This is a genomic window from uncultured Sphingorhabdus sp., assembly GCF_937872355.1.
Taxonomy (GTDB): Bacteria; Pseudomonadota; Alphaproteobacteria; order Sphingomonadales; family Sphingomonadaceae; genus Sphingorhabdus_B.
Map to the genome: position 1 here is coordinate 1 of NZ_CALMSV010000111.1, position 14,224 is coordinate 14,224.

Annotated in this window: 20 protein-coding genes; 12 read left to right on the forward strand and 8 right to left on the reverse strand. The window is 59.7% G+C overall.

What is annotated here, in order from left to right:
- The 6 genes from Q0239_RS06310 to aroC all read left to right on the forward strand — a co-directional run.
- A partial coding sequence (locus tag Q0239_RS06310; protein ID WP_298600000.1) for a DnaJ C-terminal domain-containing protein occupies positions 1 to 228 on the forward strand: 228 nt, incomplete at its 5' end.
- Positions 221 to 1,195, forward strand: a complete 975-nt coding sequence (locus Q0239_RS06315; protein WP_298600003.1) for a YihY/virulence factor BrkB family protein — start codon at positions 221 to 223, stop codon at positions 1,193 to 1,195. The genes Q0239_RS06310 and Q0239_RS06315, both read left to right, overlap by 8 nt.
- Complete coding sequence (gene fabI, locus Q0239_RS06320; RefSeq protein WP_298600006.1) at positions 1,192 to 2,019, forward strand: enoyl-ACP reductase FabI; 828 nt, start codon at positions 1,192 to 1,194, stop codon at positions 2,017 to 2,019. The genes Q0239_RS06315 and fabI overlap by 4 nt, the downstream gene beginning before the upstream one ends.
- Before the next feature lie 20 nt (positions 2,020 to 2,039).
- Entirely contained in the window at positions 2,040 to 2,366 is a 327-nt protein-coding gene (locus tag Q0239_RS06325) for a hypothetical protein (protein WP_298600009.1), read from the forward strand.
- Positions 2,363 to 2,881 carry a GNAT family N-acetyltransferase gene (locus Q0239_RS06330; protein ID WP_298600012.1) on the forward strand — a complete coding sequence of 173 codons (519 nt, stop codon included), beginning with the start codon at positions 2,363 to 2,365 and terminating at the stop codon, positions 2,879 to 2,881. Before Q0239_RS06325 ends, Q0239_RS06330 begins: the two co-directional genes overlap by 4 nt.
- A 1-nt stretch (position 2,882) precedes the next feature.
- Positions 2,883 to 3,950, forward strand: coding sequence for a chorismate synthase (gene aroC, locus Q0239_RS06335; RefSeq protein ID WP_298600015.1), 1,068 nt, complete (start codon positions 2,883 to 2,885; stop codon positions 3,948 to 3,950).
- Between the two features lie 10 nt (positions 3,951 to 3,960).
- Here aroC and Q0239_RS06340 read toward each other — a convergent pair whose 3' ends face one another.
- Positions 3,961 to 4,587 carry a DUF2490 domain-containing protein gene (locus tag Q0239_RS06340; protein WP_298600018.1) on the reverse strand — a complete coding sequence of 209 codons (627 nt, stop codon included), beginning with the start codon at positions 4,585 to 4,587 and terminating at the stop codon, positions 3,961 to 3,963.
- A gap of 178 nt (positions 4,588 to 4,765) precedes the next feature.
- On the opposite strand from Q0239_RS06340, the gene Q0239_RS06345 reads away from it, so the two are divergent.
- Positions 4,766 to 5,134, forward strand: coding sequence for a septal ring lytic transglycosylase RlpA family protein (locus Q0239_RS06345; RefSeq protein ID WP_298600021.1), 369 nt, complete (start codon positions 4,766 to 4,768; stop codon positions 5,132 to 5,134).
- A gap of 9 nt (positions 5,135 to 5,143) precedes the next feature.
- Here Q0239_RS06345 and Q0239_RS06350 read toward each other — a convergent pair whose 3' ends face one another.
- The 7 genes from Q0239_RS06350 to Q0239_RS06380 form a co-directional block, all read right to left on the reverse strand.
- Positions 5,144 to 6,532: a hypothetical protein gene (locus Q0239_RS06350; RefSeq protein WP_298600023.1), complete on the reverse strand. Its 1,389-nt coding sequence runs from the start codon at positions 6,530 to 6,532 to the stop codon at positions 5,144 to 5,146.
- Positions 6,533 to 6,633: 101 nt separating this feature from the next.
- Positions 6,634 to 7,371: a FliA/WhiG family RNA polymerase sigma factor gene (locus tag Q0239_RS06355; protein WP_298600026.1), complete on the reverse strand. Its 738-nt coding sequence runs from the start codon at positions 7,369 to 7,371 to the stop codon at positions 6,634 to 6,636.
- Positions 7,372 to 7,374: 3 nt separating this feature from the next.
- Positions 7,375 to 9,477: a flagellar biosynthesis protein FlhA gene (flhA, locus tag Q0239_RS06360; protein ID WP_298600029.1), complete on the reverse strand. Its 2,103-nt coding sequence runs from the start codon at positions 9,475 to 9,477 to the stop codon at positions 7,375 to 7,377.
- Positions 9,474 to 10,268, reverse strand: a complete 795-nt coding sequence (locus tag Q0239_RS06365; protein WP_298600032.1) for a lytic transglycosylase domain-containing protein — start codon at positions 10,266 to 10,268, stop codon at positions 9,474 to 9,476. Before Q0239_RS06365 ends, flhA begins: the two co-directional genes overlap by 4 nt.
- A 58-nt stretch (positions 10,269 to 10,326) precedes the next feature.
- Positions 10,327 to 10,635, reverse strand: a complete 309-nt coding sequence (locus Q0239_RS06370) for a hypothetical protein (RefSeq protein ID WP_298600035.1) — start codon at positions 10,633 to 10,635, stop codon at positions 10,327 to 10,329.
- Complete coding sequence (flgM, locus tag Q0239_RS06375) at positions 10,632 to 10,937, reverse strand: flagellar biosynthesis anti-sigma factor FlgM (RefSeq protein WP_298600038.1); 306 nt, start codon at positions 10,935 to 10,937, stop codon at positions 10,632 to 10,634. The genes Q0239_RS06370 and flgM overlap by 4 nt, the downstream gene beginning before the upstream one ends.
- A gap of 65 nt (positions 10,938 to 11,002) precedes the next feature.
- Positions 11,003 to 11,455: a flagella basal body P-ring formation protein FlgA gene (locus tag Q0239_RS06380; protein ID WP_298600041.1), complete on the reverse strand. Its 453-nt coding sequence runs from the start codon at positions 11,453 to 11,455 to the stop codon at positions 11,003 to 11,005.
- 247 nt (positions 11,456 to 11,702) lie between these two features.
- Between Q0239_RS06380 and Q0239_RS06385 the strand changes: the two genes are divergently transcribed.
- The 5 genes from Q0239_RS06385 to Q0239_RS06405 all read left to right on the forward strand — a co-directional run.
- On the forward strand, positions 11,703 to 12,041 hold the full coding sequence (locus Q0239_RS06385) for a flagellar basal body protein (protein WP_298600044.1): 339 nt from the start codon (positions 11,703 to 11,705) through the stop codon (positions 12,039 to 12,041).
- The gene (gene flgC, locus Q0239_RS06390; protein WP_298600047.1) at positions 12,038 to 12,448 is read left to right on the forward strand and encodes a flagellar basal body rod protein FlgC; all 411 of its coding nucleotides are present in this window, start codon (positions 12,038 to 12,040) and stop codon (positions 12,446 to 12,448) included. The genes Q0239_RS06385 and flgC overlap by 4 nt, the downstream gene beginning before the upstream one ends.
- Positions 12,449 to 12,450: 2 nt before the next feature.
- Positions 12,451 to 12,741: a flagellar hook capping FlgD N-terminal domain-containing protein gene (locus tag Q0239_RS06395; protein WP_298600050.1), complete on the forward strand. Its 291-nt coding sequence runs from the start codon at positions 12,451 to 12,453 to the stop codon at positions 12,739 to 12,741.
- 14 nt (positions 12,742 to 12,755) lie between these two features.
- Positions 12,756 to 13,583 carry a flagellar hook-basal body complex protein gene (locus Q0239_RS06400; protein ID WP_298600053.1) on the forward strand — a complete coding sequence of 276 codons (828 nt, stop codon included), beginning with the start codon at positions 12,756 to 12,758 and terminating at the stop codon, positions 13,581 to 13,583.
- 10 nt (positions 13,584 to 13,593) lie between these two features.
- Positions 13,594 to 14,224 (forward strand): flagellar hook-basal body complex protein (locus Q0239_RS06405; RefSeq protein ID WP_298600056.1); only part of this gene is annotated, 631 nt, incomplete at its 3' end.

The window sequence follows — 14,224 nt, forward strand, 5'->3', positions numbered from 1 at the left end:
GTGAAGGTACCGACAATCGATGGCGCGGTGATGCTGAGTGTGCCCGCGGGTGCGCAATCGGGCACCACCATGCGTATCAAGGGCCGCGGTTTTGCAAAGAAAGGCGGAGAGCGCGGCGACCAGTTGGTGACGCTGCACATCCGTCTGCCAGCCGACACGGCCGCGCTGGCCACGCTTGTCGAAGCCCTTCCCGACGAACCCGGCATCCGTTCCGACCTTGGTGTCTGAGCACTCCCCCCTCTCGCCCGAGGCGCGTGCGCATGATCCGCGCCCGCACGCCGAGAGCGAGGTTGAGTGGTTTCACCATCTCGATCCGTTACATCAGGCCAAGGAAGTCGTGCGCCGTGTCGTCGTCGGCGTCTATAGCGACGGCTTTGTCCATGCGGGCAACTTCGCCTATCTGTCGATTGTAACGCTCTTCGCCTTCTGCATCGTCGCGGCGGCGATCGCGGGCAGTCTGGGGCAGACCGAATCCGGCCTTGCGCTCATTGACGCATTTTTCAAAACGGTACCGAACAGCGTCGAAGCCGCGCTCGAAGGGCCGGTGCATGCTGCAATGTCGGCGCGTTCGGGCCCATTGCTTTGGCTCAGCGCCGCAGTCAGTCTGTGGACCACGACCAGCCTGATTGAAACGATCCGTGATGTGCTCCACCGCGCTTATGGCACCCAGCCTGAGCGCTGGTTTTGGCAGTATCGTTTGGGCAGTTTTGTCGTGATCGTTGCTGCGGTCATTCTGGCGATGGCTGCCTTTTCGGCGCAGGTGATGGTCGTCACCATTGAAGATCTGGTCTATCGCTTCATTCCGGCAGCCGAACGCGCGGCGGATTATTTCGCATGGGGCCGGATCATCCCCTTCGCCATTCTCTTCCTCGCGATTTACACCGTCTATCGCGGACTTGCACCGCGCAAATATCGCGGACGGCTTTACCCGAAATGGCCCGGCGCGGTTCTGGTGAGCCTGTGGTGGGTCGGATGCACGATGGTGCTACCCTGGTTCGTATCCTCGATCACCAATTATGACCTCACTTATGGCAGTCTTGCGGGGGTGATGATTGCGCTGATTTTCTTCTATCTTGTCGGCCTCGGCATGGTAACCGGCGCACAATTGAACGCCGCTCTGGCCAACGCCACTGAAAATGGCCTAAAGGATGGTCGGGGAACAGGGAAAGACAATCAGGAGTTCATCCAGAAATGACCGGTTTGATGGCAGGAAAACGCGGCCTCATCATGGGCCTCGCCAATGACAAGTCGCTCGCATGGGGCATCGCGCAGCGGCTGAAGGCCGAAGGTGCCGAACTGGCGATCAGCTATCAAGGCGAAGTCATGGAAAAGCGCGTCCGCCCGCTCGCCGAGCAATTGGGCTGTGATTTTCTGATCGATTGCGATGTGTCCGACATGGCCAATCTCGACGCGGCTTTTGAAAAGCTCGCGGCACGCTGGCCCACCATCGATTTCGTCGTCCACGCCATCGGCTTTACCAACAAGGAGGCACTGCGGGGCAAATATTTCGACGTCACACTCGACGATTTCCTGATGACGATGAATATCAGCGTCTACAGCTTCACCGCCGTCGCTAAGCGCGCCGCCGCGATGATGGTGCCCTTCGACCCCGAAACCGGCAAAGGCGGCGGATCGATGCTGACTCTCAGCTATTACGGCGCCGAGAAAGTCGTACCGCATTATAATGTCATGGGCGTTGCCAAGGCGGCTCTCGAAGCCAGTGTGAAATATCTCGCCAACGATGTCGGTCCCGATGGTATCCGCGTCAATGCAATTTCGGCGGGGCCGATCAAGACGCTCGCTGCATCGGGTATCGGCGATTTCCGCTACATCCTAAAGTGGAACGAATATAACTCGCCGCTGCGCCGCAATGTCACCATCGACGATGTCGGTGCCTCGGCGCTGTACTTCCTTTCGGATCTGGCGGCAGGCGTTACGGGGGAAACCCACCATGTCGATGCAGGCTATCACACTGTTGGGATGAAGCAGGAGGATGCTCCTGATATTGCGCTAGGTTGATATAGCGGAGGAGCGCGAGAATGTTCGAAGGGCATAGCAACGAACTCGTTCTCCTTCTTGTCGGGTCGGCATTTATAGTCGGGCTGTACGGCTATCTCCACGCCAAGCGTTTCTGGGAGGGCTTGCCGCCGCTACTCGATGGTTTTGTGTCGGCAGCCGGATTCTTGTTCCTGATTGCTGCCTTTGTTTTCGGCGGACGATTGGGCGGTGCCTATAACCACCCGCATGCCGGACGGGTGCTCGCAGTAGCTACTGCGGTCATCGTCTACCGCGCCTTGCGCACATGGATCGGCAAGGAACAGGTCAAATATCGCTCGGTCAGGGCGAAGCCGCCCGAAGACGCATGATCATCCGCCCGATCGAACCAGCCGATTTCGGTGCGGTTGACATTGTGCATCGAGCAGCCTTTGCGAGCACCGCTTTCGGTCATCAGGGGGAAGCAGATCTGGTCCGCGCAGTCCATGCCGATGGCGATGCGCTGGTTTCGCTGGTTGCCGAAACAGAAGGTGAGATTGTAGGCCATGCGTTATTCAGTCGCATGGAAATCGATGCTGATGGAGTGCCGCTTCGGGGAGCGGGGTTGGCACCGGTGGGGGTATTACCTGATCTACACAGCGGCGGGGTCGGGTCGGCCTTGATCTGGCACGGGCTTGAAATGTTGCATGGGCAAGGCATCCAGATCAGCTTCGTGCTCGGCCATCCGGACTATTATCCGCGCTTCGGCTATAGCTCGGAAGCCGCCCGTCCGTTCGCCTCACCCTTTGCCGGGCCGCATTTCATGGCGCTTTTACTGGACAAAGGCGTGCGACTTCCCGAAAGCGGCCGCGCACGCTATGCACCGGCTTTCGGGCCCGAGAGGTAAGATGAGTTTCAATACATTCGGCCATGTTTTCCGTTTCACCACCTGGGGCGAAAGCCACGGACCGGCGCTGGGCGCGGTGGTCGATGGCTGCCCTCCAGGAATTGCGCTGTCCGAAGCCGATATTCAACCTTTCCTCGACAAACGCCGCCCGGGCACCAGCAAATTCACCACGCAGCGGCAAGAGCCCGATCAGGTTCGCATCCTTTCAGGGATCTTCGAGGGCCGCACCACCGGCACGCCGATCAGCCTGATGATCGAGAATGTAGACCAGCGGTCAAAGGATTATTCGGAGGTCGCCAAGGCCTATCGCCCCGGCCATGCCGATTACAGCTATGACGCCAAATATGGTTTTCGCGACTATCGCGGCGGCGGGCGTAGCTCTGCGCGCGAAACGGCTGCACGGGTTGCCGCAGGAGCCGTGGCGCGGGCTGTCATCCCCGAAGTCGAAATATTGGCTTATGTTGTTGAGATTGGCGGCGATGCCATCGACCGCGCCAATTTCGAAAAGAGCCAGATCGACAAGAACCCCTTTTGGTGCCCTGACGAGGCCGCGGCCGGTCGCTGGGAGAAACTGGTCGACGAAGCCCGCAAGGCGGGTTCGTCGCTTGGCGCTGTCGTCGAATGCGTGGCGACCGGCGTTCCTCCCGGCTGGGGCGCTCCACTCTATGCCAAGCTCGACAGCGAGCTTGCTGCAGCAATGATGGGCATCAATGCGGTCAAAGCCGTCGAGATCGGTGCGGGCTTCGAAGCCGCTCGTTTTCGCGGCGAACAAAATGCCGATCCGATGCGGCCCGGAACCAACCAGCCGGTCTTCCTTGCCAATAATGCGGGCGGCATTGCGGGTGGTATCTCGACTGGTCAGCCAGTTGTCTGCCGCGTCGGTTTCAAGCCGACCAGTTCGATCCTGACCCCGGTCGACACTGTCACCCGCGAGGGAGAGGCAACCGAGATCGTCACCAAGGGCCGTCACGATCCCTGTGTCGGCATTCGCGGCACGCCGGTTGTCGAAGCGATGATGGCGCTGGTGCTGGCGGACCAGAAACTGCTGCACCGCGCACAGTGCGGTTAGCTCTTCCCGTTCAATAATTGGCTTCGAGCGTTAGCCCCAATATATGGTCATTCCGCATGGGTCCCCCTGAGCGGTTGACCAACTGCCATGTGTAGCCCGGCATGATGCCAAAGTGCTCGCCCACATCGAAATGTACCGCGGCCCCGGCACGGTTCGCTGTCAGGCCGCTGGTCTGGCCGAAATCGGTATCGTTCAATGCGAAGATGAGTTCGTCGCTCAATTGCAGCTCCACCTTGCCGCTCTGGTTCAGATCGTGGCGCCAACGAACACGCGGTCGAAAACGGACACCCACATCGTTACTTCCGGTCACTCCGAACACTTCTTCGATTTGCACGCGCGCATCGATTTCCTGCACCAATGGGAAGGAAATGCCCTGCGCCAGCCGGTGCTGCACCGCGTCGCCGCCGCCGGAAACTTCTGTGGTGACATGGGCGTAAGACAGCGACAGGCTGACATCATCATTCAAGTCGTGCCGATAGCCCAGCCGAATGAAACGCTGGCCCAGATCGAACGAATCCGGCTGCGAACGCAAGATTAGATGAGCCGAGACGCTATCATCCGCGTCTAGTTCAACATCACCAGTCAAAGTCAGCCATTGCTGCCGCGTCGATTCGGCCAATGATGCTTGCGAAGCCATGACTAGGGAGATTGTGCCGAGCAATTGGCAAAGACGGCTAAAGAACATTGGCGGCACCTAGCGAAGGCAGACAGGCTTGCCAATCGGGAACCGAATATCGCAGCAGAGGAGCGCCATAACGCGCAAAACTGGACAGAGAAACTGCACTTCGCCACGGACGGCTGCAGGAATTGATGCCATGCAATTACGCAAAATTCTCTTGGCCACGCTAATCGCAATGGCCCCATTTGCGGCCCAAGCCACCGCTGATGCTGATCTGGGCAGCGGCCATGCAAGCTATTATGGCAATGAACTTGCCGGGCGTCGAACCGCCAGTGGAGAGATGTTTAACCCGTCTGATTTCACGGCTGCGCATCGGACGGTCGCATTTGGCACGCGGGTGAAGGTGACGCATCTCGGCAATGGCCGCGAAGTCATCGTGCGCGTCAATGATCGCGGACCGTGGGGGCGAGGCCGGATTATCGACCTGTCCTATGCTGCCGCCAAGGAACTAGGCATGCACCGCAGCGGCACTGCCCAGGTCAAATTGGCGCTGGTTCGAGACTAGCCGGCTTCGTTAGATAACGGTTTTGGCAAGCACCTTGTCGGTCAGCCCGGCATCGTCGACAGAGCCGACGAGGACAACCTGACCATCCGCATGGCGGCGTGCGACAAGGACGACAAATTCTTCGCTGCCATGGGCAAATTCTGCAAGATCGCGTGCCCGGGCAGCGCGCAAGCGCGGCCGCGGATCGAGCGATACGGGTTTGACATGCTCACCCTTTTCGACTTTCCGGGCGCGTCGTTCAGCCTGAACCACGCCCTTCAGCCCTCCGTCATGCTTGGACAGCAAATCGGCAAGCCCGCCCGCAGGCACGGCGTTGCGACGCGCATAATCGAGCGCCGCCGCAAATTCGGTCAGGCGAGTCTTGTCATAGCCCGCGCCGAAAATCAGCTTCACGATCGGTGTCATCGGCGCGCGTTCCTGCACCGTTATGCCGTTGTCAGCGAGCATTTCCGCATAGTCCGCCGGATAGCGTTCCGCCGCTAATGAGAAATCATAGGCGCGGCCAATCGCGCGATAGAGAGTATCGCGACTGCGCGCATCGGCATCGCGCGCGATATCGGCGCTGTCACGCGCGACCTGCAACCAGTCAGCAAGGCTGGAGCCTTCGTCCGGTTCGACTTCTTCAATGAGCACGGGCGCATATGCTGCATCCGCAAAGCTGGCGTCGAGGACAAGCTCATCCTCATCCTGAAACTCTTCCACAGGGGCAGCAATGTCCGCGTCGGTTGCTGCCGGACCATCAGCCCATACCGGCACATGATCCTTACGAACGGGTGCCACAGCCAGCGCGGCTTCCACTTCAGCTGCCAGCGGCGCAGCGATCTCTGCCGGAGCGCCCTCTTTCCAGTTGATGACACCATAGATGAAATCGATCGTGTCATCGTCCGACGAGTAAGGCAGCAATATGCCGCGATACATGATGTTCACGCCGCGCTCGTTCACAAACTCGGCTTCAAAACCGATCGGCGCGCGGTTCGCGATAATCTGCAAATAATGATCGGTAATGCGGGAGAGCAATGACCGCGGCGGGACCTGATCGAGATAGGTAATATCGTCAGTAAGCCCGCATTCGTTACGCAGCGCTTCGCCCAGATATTGGATCGAAGGATTTTCGACGCCCGAGGTAAAGTCCAGCAGAACCGAAAAGTCTCGGAAATCCTCGACATTTTCGGGCTCAAGTTCCTCGATATTGGGATAGTTGCCGTCACCCAAATGTGACGTCCAGAAATTGTACGCGCGGACCTGCATACGGCGTTCGTCGCCCGAAATAACCGGCGGCGGCTCGATTGCGGCGTCTTCCTGTTCTTCAAAACTGGCATAAGACGGCGCATCGGAATCAAAATGGCCATAGCCTTCCTGGCTATCTCCAAATGGCCCAAATCCGCGCAAATTGTCCATATACTGGTCCTAAAATCAGGCTTGTGCCCGTTGCTTCCCGTCCCTCTATGCGCCGAGATGGTTAATATGCCGTTAGCGGCGTTACACGGGGAAACAACGCCTCAGATCAGGTCTGAAAGTGTGATCCGGAGCTGCGCAAGCGCGGCTTTTTTGATTTGGCAAACTCTCGGCGCTCCAATACCCAAGACAGCACCAATTTCGTGCAGGTTCATTTCCTCAACAAAGAAAAGCTGGAGCACCATGGCCTCGCGCTCAGGCAATTCGGAAAGCTGTTGTGCAAGCAGGGCGCTCAGTTGCTCGCGCTCCAACCGCAAATCAGCCGTTTCGGTTGAATCGCTAAACAAGGGGTCCAGATCGCTATAGTGATCATCTATGCTGGCTTGCTCGATAGGCTGGCTTCCGGTTTCAAGGTCAAGATAAGCCGACAAAGACATTCCCATGGCTTCGGCCATTTCGATACTGTCGGGGGTACGCAGAAACGTTTGTTCAAGCCTCGTGCGGGTATCAGCGATCTTTCGGCGGCTGGCCATCGCTGTGCGGCTTATCTTTGCCTCGCGCCGCAACTGGTCGATCATCGACCCGCGCACCCGCATCGAGGCATAAGTCGCAAAGGCATGGCCACGATCTTCATAGCTGCGGGCAGCCTCGATCAATGCGATCAGGCCGATCTGAATTAGGTCTTCCAGTTCAGCCGATGCCGAGACGCGCGAATGCACGTGCCAGGCGATACGGCGCACCATCGCGCCATGGCTGGCAATAAGCTCTTCGGCCCGGTTGCTGGCATAGCCGACTTGCGCACTTTCGCGCCGGCCGAATTTTTCGGGAGGTAGATGCAACATCGATCATTGGTCCTTTTCGGTCTGATCCGGATGGGGAAGCGCAGGCTCTTCCTGCCGACCACCGACGGTGGCGATGATTTCGACCGCCTTTGCGTCAGGGATTTCGAGGAAGGAGAGCACCGCAACTTCGGTGAATTGCGTCCGCAAAAGCCGCGCCAGCGCAGGGCGGCAAAGCGGCGAGACAATGACAGCAAAACCGCGCGCAGCCAGCAGCAGCGGCTCCACGGCCTCCCCAATCGCGGCTACAATATTGCGAGCCAGATCAGGTTCGATCGGCCAGGTGGCATCGGGCGCGGCGCGAACCGACTGGTTGAGCAATGCTTCCAGTTCTGGGTCGATGGTTACAGCAGGCAGCGGCATCTGCGCGGGAACAATGGTCTGCACAATCAGCCCGCTCAGTTGCCGCCGCACCGCCTCGACAAGTTCGGGGATCGGCATGTCGGGTCGACCAGCCGATATCATCGCGGAAGCCAGCGCGCGGAAATCGCGCAAAGGCACGCGTTCGGAAAGCAAGGAGCGGCAGAGTGCGGCAATCGTCGCGAGCGGATAAGGCTGTGGTGTCAGCCCCTGAGCCAGTTGCGGATAACCGGACTTCAACGTGCCAACCAGCGCCTGCGCCTCGTCGAGGCCGAAAAGATCGGCCGCAGACCGCGTCAGCAGTTGATTGAGATGGGTCGCTATCACCGTGGCCGGATCCACGACGGTATACCCATTGGCGATGGCATCGACCTGCCGCTCGGCTGCGATCCAGAGCGCATCGAGGCCGAAGCTGGGATCCTTGCAGGCGCGCCCCGGGATCGGCTCCAGCGTATCCCCGGCGGCAAGGGCAAGCAGTTCATTGGGCCAGACCTGGCCGTCCCCGACCATGACGCCTCCAATCCGTATCCGATAGCGGTTTCCGTCGAGCGCAAGATCGTCGGAGACCTTGACCGGGGGCAGGACAAAGCCGAGTTCACGCGAAAGCTGGCGACGCACCGCGGTGATCCGTGCCATCAGCGGAGCGCGTTTCATCTCGTCCACCAGCCCGACCAGCGCATAGCCAAGTTCCAGCGAAACCGGTGCGGTTTCGCAGACATCCTCCCATGCGATTTCGTGCGGTTCCGGCGATGCTACAATCTTTGGCGGTGCCGTCTGAGCGGCCAGTTCGCGGCGGCGCAAGAACCAGCATATCCCTCCGGCAATCGCCGCAGCCGGCAGTACGACAGACTGCGGCATAGCCGGAATCAGGCCGAGGAGGCCCAGTATCGCCGCGACCGGTGCCCAGGCCCGCCATTGACCAAACTGGCTCCCGATCTGGCCACTGAGATCGAAGGGGGAAGCGACACGGGTGACGATCGCGGCGGCGGCGATCGACAGCAGCAATGCCGGGATTTGTGCAACCAGCGCATCGCCGATCGCCAGCGTGATATAGGTCCGCGCCGCTTCACCTAGCGAAAGATCATGGCTGATGACGCCAAGGATAAGGCCGCCGATGATGTTGACGAACAGGATCAGCAGGCCGGCGACCGCATCGCCCTTCACGAATTTGGACGCACCATCCATAGATCCGTAAAAGTCGGCCTCGGTCGCAACCTCCTGCCGCCGCGCTTTGGCTTCATCGGGCGTCAACAAACCGGCGTTGAGATCGGCGTCGATCGCCATCTGCTTGCCCGGTAGTGCATCAAGCGTGAAGCGGGCAGATACCTCAGACACGCGGCCCGCGCCTTTGGTGATAACGACCAGATTGATGATCATCAGCACGGCAAAGACAAACAGCCCGACGACATAATCCCCGCCGATCAGGAAGGCCCCGAAAGCCTCGATTACATGCCCCGCCGCCGCCGCACCCTGATGGCCGTCGACCAGCACCACGCGGGTCGAGGCGACGTTGAGTGCGAGGCGGAACAAGGTGGCCAGCAACAGCACTGTCGGGAAAGCCGAGAAATCGAGCGGCTTGGCTGCCGACAGCGCGACCATCAGCACCGCGAGGCTGATCATGATGTTGGTGATGAAACCGATGTCGAGCAGCAACGCCGGAACGGGCACGACCATCAGCAGTACGAGTGCGAGAATGGCTGCAGGTAAAGCTGCACCGGTCGCGAGCGATTTCCATAGCGGTTGGGTCATGCGCCAGCGCCCCGCATCGCTGCCAGCTGACGATAGGCGTCGCGGGCAAATTCGAGTGATAGGCTTTTGGGCATCGGCTCGATGCTGCGCAGCGCTAGCGGAGCATAGGATGGCGCGGCTGATGCCACCGTATGGCTGCGCATAGCCCTTTGGGTGCTGGCTAGGGTAACGCCTTTGCCATCAAGCTTTTTGGCAAAGGAGCGACGCATTTCGTCGAGCGAACGCGCGCCGCCAGTGGCATCGAAGAATATAGACCGGTTGGCCGCCGCCGCTTTTGCGAAAAGTGGCGCTGCAGCTTGCTCGGGATTCGCTGCCCATGCTTTCAGGAAATCGCTCGCCCCCGCAGCGCCCAGAAAATGCGCGAGGTAGAGATCGGCCGGCTCGGGCGCGCGGCCGAGTGTATCGGCAAGATGCGCATGATTGTCGCTGGCAAGTTCGCCTGCCATCACTGCAGCAGCATCGGGATCGGAGCGGAGGCCGAGGATAGCTTGGCGCAATCCGGCATCGGAAACTTTATACGTCCCGCGCCCGGCAGGCTCGATAGCTTCAGCTGCCCAGCCATAGCCATGCGCCGCACCATGACGTTTCAGCGTGGCAAGCCAAGTCTGGGCGGTGAACTGGTAAAGGCCGGTCGCACTGGAAGTGGCTGCACGCGCATCGGCGCGAAAGCCGCTCTCGATGCGCGCCTGATCGAGCATATAGTCGAAATCTACTCCCGTGCGATGCGATGCACGTTCAATTGCGCGCAGCACAGGCGTTGAAATTGAGGATATCGGGCTGGTCTGGTCCATGCGGTTGCTACAGCAATGGCCGTGCCATTTAACAAAAATTGCTGAATATTTGTAAATATTACAGCTGTTTATACCTGTTCTGATGCGCCTTTTGTCCTCGCAAATCGGCCAAACGGTCAATATTCTGACGCGTCCAGTGTGCCATCAGGTTGATCCGGATCGCCGCTGCCTGGTTCTGGCGCAGGGCAGCGCGCAGCCGTTCGGCCGCCAATGGATCGGCGGGCCAATTCTCGACATTACGGAGCTTCGCAACCGCCGTCGCCAGCGCCTCGCTTGCGCGCACGATCGCGCCTGCATCCTGTGCATCAATCGCGGTGATCAGATCGGTCTGGCAATCGAGGACAGCTTCGATGCTCTCGGCGCTCATGCACCCGTCCAGCCTAAATGGTCGATCATGGCACCGGCAATCATTTGCGCGTCGACGCGATAGTCGCCTGAAGCGATTGCCTGCCTGAGCTGTGCGATACGGGCGTGATCGACCGGTGGCGGTTGCAACGCCAAATCATGGACAAGCGCGGTGAGCTTCGCAACCGGAACCGGTGGCGCAGCATCGGAGCTATGCCGCTGCGTCAGATTTGTAGCTGCCGATTTCGCGACGGACTGGCTGGCACGGAGCGGGTTGAAACCAATGGGCTGCGTCATCATCCTTACCCCAAAATGCGCCGTCAATTTTTCAACGGCTTCACAAGAGGCAATAACGGCGAGCGGCAGCAGAGATTTAGGGTGGGCAGGCCCTAATCGATGATCTGCGCTTTACCGTTGCCCGCGACCGTTGCGGCCATAAGCCGGTTGGAACCGATAAATTTGACACGCACAATGTCACCGAGCCGCCCTGCTTCTGTCGCTACCGCTTGATACTGGACGGTAAAGTCATCGCCGATAATCGCCACCTGCACGCCCTCCCCGCGTTGCACCAGCGCGGGATGTGTCGAGGCTGCTTCGCTATTTCCCGAAACAAGCGGAACGCGCAGCCGCCAGCCAAGCGATGGGCAGGCGATTTCCAATCCCGATTTGGCAGCAGGTTCAATGGTAGGCGACACCGGACAGCGCGCCAGCCGCAAGCGCCGGTCCAGCGGCGCTATGCTTCCATCGCTCGCCTCCGCCAATCGCGCATCCAGCGCGTCAAGGTCCTCAGGCACCGGCTGGGCCGCCAGCAAAAGGGGTAGCATGGTAGTGAGAATGGGCATGATCATGGTCCTTTCATGGGTGGTCATACCCACAGCAACGCCCGTGCCATTTTCCGTTGGCCGTCCGATTATTGCGGAAAGGAGCCGTGCCATGAGGATGGCTGTCGGAATTCTGGCAGGCGGCAATCTGCTTGCGCGCATGCGATGCTTTAATCTCTGATTTCACGTCATATTTCTACAAATGGCACGGCCATTGCTTTTCTTTCGCCGAGGCCCGCTTTGGGCAAGCAACCGAAAGGAACGCGCAATGGCATCGGCAGATATCTTCGGCATCCATGCGACCGCGCTGCAGCTGCGCAGCCAGCGCATGGCGGTGCTCGCCTCGAACATCGCCAACGCGGCGACGCCCAATTACAAGGCGCGCGATATCGATTTTTCAAAGGCGCTGGCGCTGGCCGAACAAGGCCAGTCGACCGAAAGCGCCGTTGCCTATCGCGTCCCACTCCAGCCGTCGCTCGATGGCAACACCGTCGAAATGGTGACCGAGCAGACCGCTTTCGCCGAGAACGCCCTCGCCTATCGGTCGAGCCTCGCTTTCCTCAATGGCCGCATCGGCACCTTGTCACGCGCGCTGAAAGGCGAATGAACATGGCGAACAATCTCTCCATTTTCGACATCAGCGGGCGCGCCATGGCGGCGCAGCTGGTGCGATTGAACACCACGGCATCAAACCTCGCCAATGCAGGTTCGGTTTCGGGCAGCGAGGCGAGCGCCTATCGCGCGATGAAACCTGTCTTCCGCACGATCATGGGTGAAGCTGGTACTGCGACTGTCGCGGTCGATCAGGTGACGCAGGCGACTTCCTCCCCAACCAAACGCCACGACCCCAGCCATCCGCTGGCCGACAAGGACGGCAATGTCTGGGAGGCCGCGGTCGATAGCGCCGCCGAACTGGTCGAAATGGTCGAAACCTCGCGCCAGTATCAAAACAATGTCCAGGTCCTTTCCACCGCAAAGGGCTTGATTTCCGAAACCCTGAGACTGGGACAATGACGATGACTGCAATTCAGCCAACCAACGCCCGCAATATACCGGTAATGCCCAAGGGCACGGCCGAAAAGAAACTCGGGCAGAGTGATTTCCTGCAACTGATGACCACACAGCTGAAGCATCAGGATCCGTTCGATCCCGTCGATAACCAGGCAATGGTTGCGCAGATGGCGCAGTTTTCAAGCGTCGCCGGAATTTCAGAGATGAGCACTTCGCTCAAATCGATCGCCGACCAGATCAAGGTGCAGACCCAACTGCTCACCGATATTCGCGCGGCAACGTTGCCCGCTGCCTGACAAGGAGAAAATAGATGTCCTTTTATACGTCACTTTCCGGCCTCAAAGGCGCACAAACCGACTTGTCGGTGATATCCAATAACCTCGCCAATGTCGGCTCAACTGGTTTCAAGAAAAGCCGCGCACAATTTGGCGACCTGTTCGCCAGTGCACCTACGCAAACCACGAAGATGGTTGCCGGACAAGGCACGCGATTGAACGCGGTTGTCCAGCAGTTCACGCAGGGCACGCTCGAAGGCACCGACAAGACGCTCGACCTTGCCATTGCGGGAGAAGGCTTTTTCGTCAGTCGCGGCGATCCCCCAAGGGCCACTGTGACCTATACCCGCAATGGCGCCTTTCAGGTGAATGCCAACCGGCAGGTGGTCGATACCATCGGCTCGACGCTGCAGCTGCTGCCTGTTGACGCGAGCGGCAATGTCACCGGAAACACTTTGAACGACGCGTTTGATTTCATCCTGCCTGCCAATGCGCCGGGCAATCCCACGGTTGCGCTGGCCAATGTCTCGATCGGGATCGACGGGCTGGTGACTGCCACTTATGCCGATGGTTCGGACGAAGTGCTGGGCAAGGTCGCGATGGCGAGCTTCACGGCGCAGGAGGGGCTTCGCCCCGTAGGCGATGCCCATTGGCAATCGACCGGTGACAGCGGTCCACCAGCCATCGACGCTGCCACTAACGGCCCACTTGGCACGATCCGTTCGGGCGCACTTGAACGCGCCAATGTCGATGTGACCGAAGAACTGGTCGCGCTGATTTCCGCGCAACGCAATTTCCAGGCAAATGCCAAAGCAATCGAGACCGCGTCGAACATGACGCAACCGAAAGTCAGCATTCGATAATGTCTAACCGATGAACAGCCTGCCTAACACCAGCCTCACCGCGCTTCGCGGCGCGCAGACACGGCAGACCGCGACGGCGAACAATCTCGCCAATGTCTCGACGCCCGGCTTTCGTGCCGAAATGGCCGAGGCTCAGGCGCTGTGGCTGCGCGGTCCGCAGGTCGATGGCCGAGCGGTCACCAGCGAAGAGGTGATCGGCGCCGATATGCATGCCGGGACGGTCATCTCAACTGGACGCGAGCTCGACATATCCATCGAAGGCAATGCCTTGCTCGGCGTGCAAGCCCCCAATGGCGATGAGGCCTATACCAAGCGCGGTGATTTACAGCTGGCCGAAAGCGGGCTCTTGACCACAGGCGACGGGCATCCCGTGCTGGGCACGCAAGGCCCGGTGATATTGCCGCCTGCCGACAGTATGCGCATCGACCGCGAAGGCCGGGTGTGGATTGTACCGCAAGGCGGCGATCCGCAATTGCCACAGGAGGTTGCCAAACTGAAATTGGCCAGCCCGATTGGCTCGCCCGTGATGAAGGGCCTCGACGGCCTTTTCCGCGTTCCCGATGGCGGCATCCTGCCCGAAGACCCAGAAGCCGCCCAGACCAGCGCTTTGAACGGAGAGATCAGTGTGACGATCGCCGCCG

Bases quoted from the DNA above. Each gene is read 5' to 3' on its own strand.
- Q0239_RS06400 (WP_298600053.1), top strand. From the start codon at position 12,756: ATGTCCTTTTATACGTCACTTTCCGGCCTCAAAGGCGCACAAACCGAC.
- fabI (WP_298600006.1), top strand. From the start codon at position 1,192: ATGACCGGTTTGATGGCAGGAAAACGCGGCCTCATCATGGGCCTCGCC.
- Q0239_RS06345 (WP_298600021.1), top strand. From the start codon at position 4,766: ATGCAATTACGCAAAATTCTCTTGGCCACGCTAATCGCAATGGCCCCA.
- Q0239_RS06395 (WP_298600050.1), top strand. From the start codon at position 12,451: ATGACTGCAATTCAGCCAACCAACGCCCGCAATATACCGGTAATGCCC.
- Q0239_RS06355 (WP_298600026.1), bottom strand. From the start codon at position 7,371: ATGTTGCATCTACCTCCCGAAAAATTCGGCCGGCGCGAAAGTGCGCAA.
- aroC (WP_298600015.1), top strand. From the start codon at position 2,883: ATGAGTTTCAATACATTCGGCCATGTTTTCCGTTTCACCACCTGGGGC.
- Q0239_RS06350 (WP_298600023.1), bottom strand. From the start codon at position 6,532: ATGGACAATTTGCGCGGATTTGGGCCATTTGGAGATAGCCAGGAAGGC.
- Q0239_RS06370 (WP_298600035.1), bottom strand. From the start codon at position 10,635: ATGAGCGCCGAGAGCATCGAAGCTGTCCTCGATTGCCAGACCGATCTG.
- Q0239_RS06385 (WP_298600044.1), top strand. From the start codon at position 11,703: ATGGCATCGGCAGATATCTTCGGCATCCATGCGACCGCGCTGCAGCTG.
- flhA (WP_298600029.1), bottom strand. From the start codon at position 9,477: ATGACCCAACCGCTATGGAAATCGCTCGCGACCGGTGCAGCTTTACCT.
- flgC (WP_298600047.1), top strand. From the start codon at position 12,038: ATGAACATGGCGAACAATCTCTCCATTTTCGACATCAGCGGGCGCGCC.
- Q0239_RS06380 (WP_298600041.1), bottom strand. From the start codon at position 11,455: ATGCCCATTCTCACTACCATGCTACCCCTTTTGCTGGCGGCCCAGCCG.
- Q0239_RS06325 (WP_298600009.1), top strand. From the start codon at position 2,040: ATGTTCGAAGGGCATAGCAACGAACTCGTTCTCCTTCTTGTCGGGTCG.
- Q0239_RS06330 (WP_298600012.1), top strand. From the start codon at position 2,363: ATGATCATCCGCCCGATCGAACCAGCCGATTTCGGTGCGGTTGACATT.
- Q0239_RS06340 (WP_298600018.1), bottom strand. From the start codon at position 4,587: ATGGCTTCGCAAGCATCATTGGCCGAATCGACGCGGCAGCAATGGCTG.
- Q0239_RS06365 (WP_298600032.1), bottom strand. From the start codon at position 10,268: ATGGACCAGACCAGCCCGATATCCTCAATTTCAACGCCTGTGCTGCGC.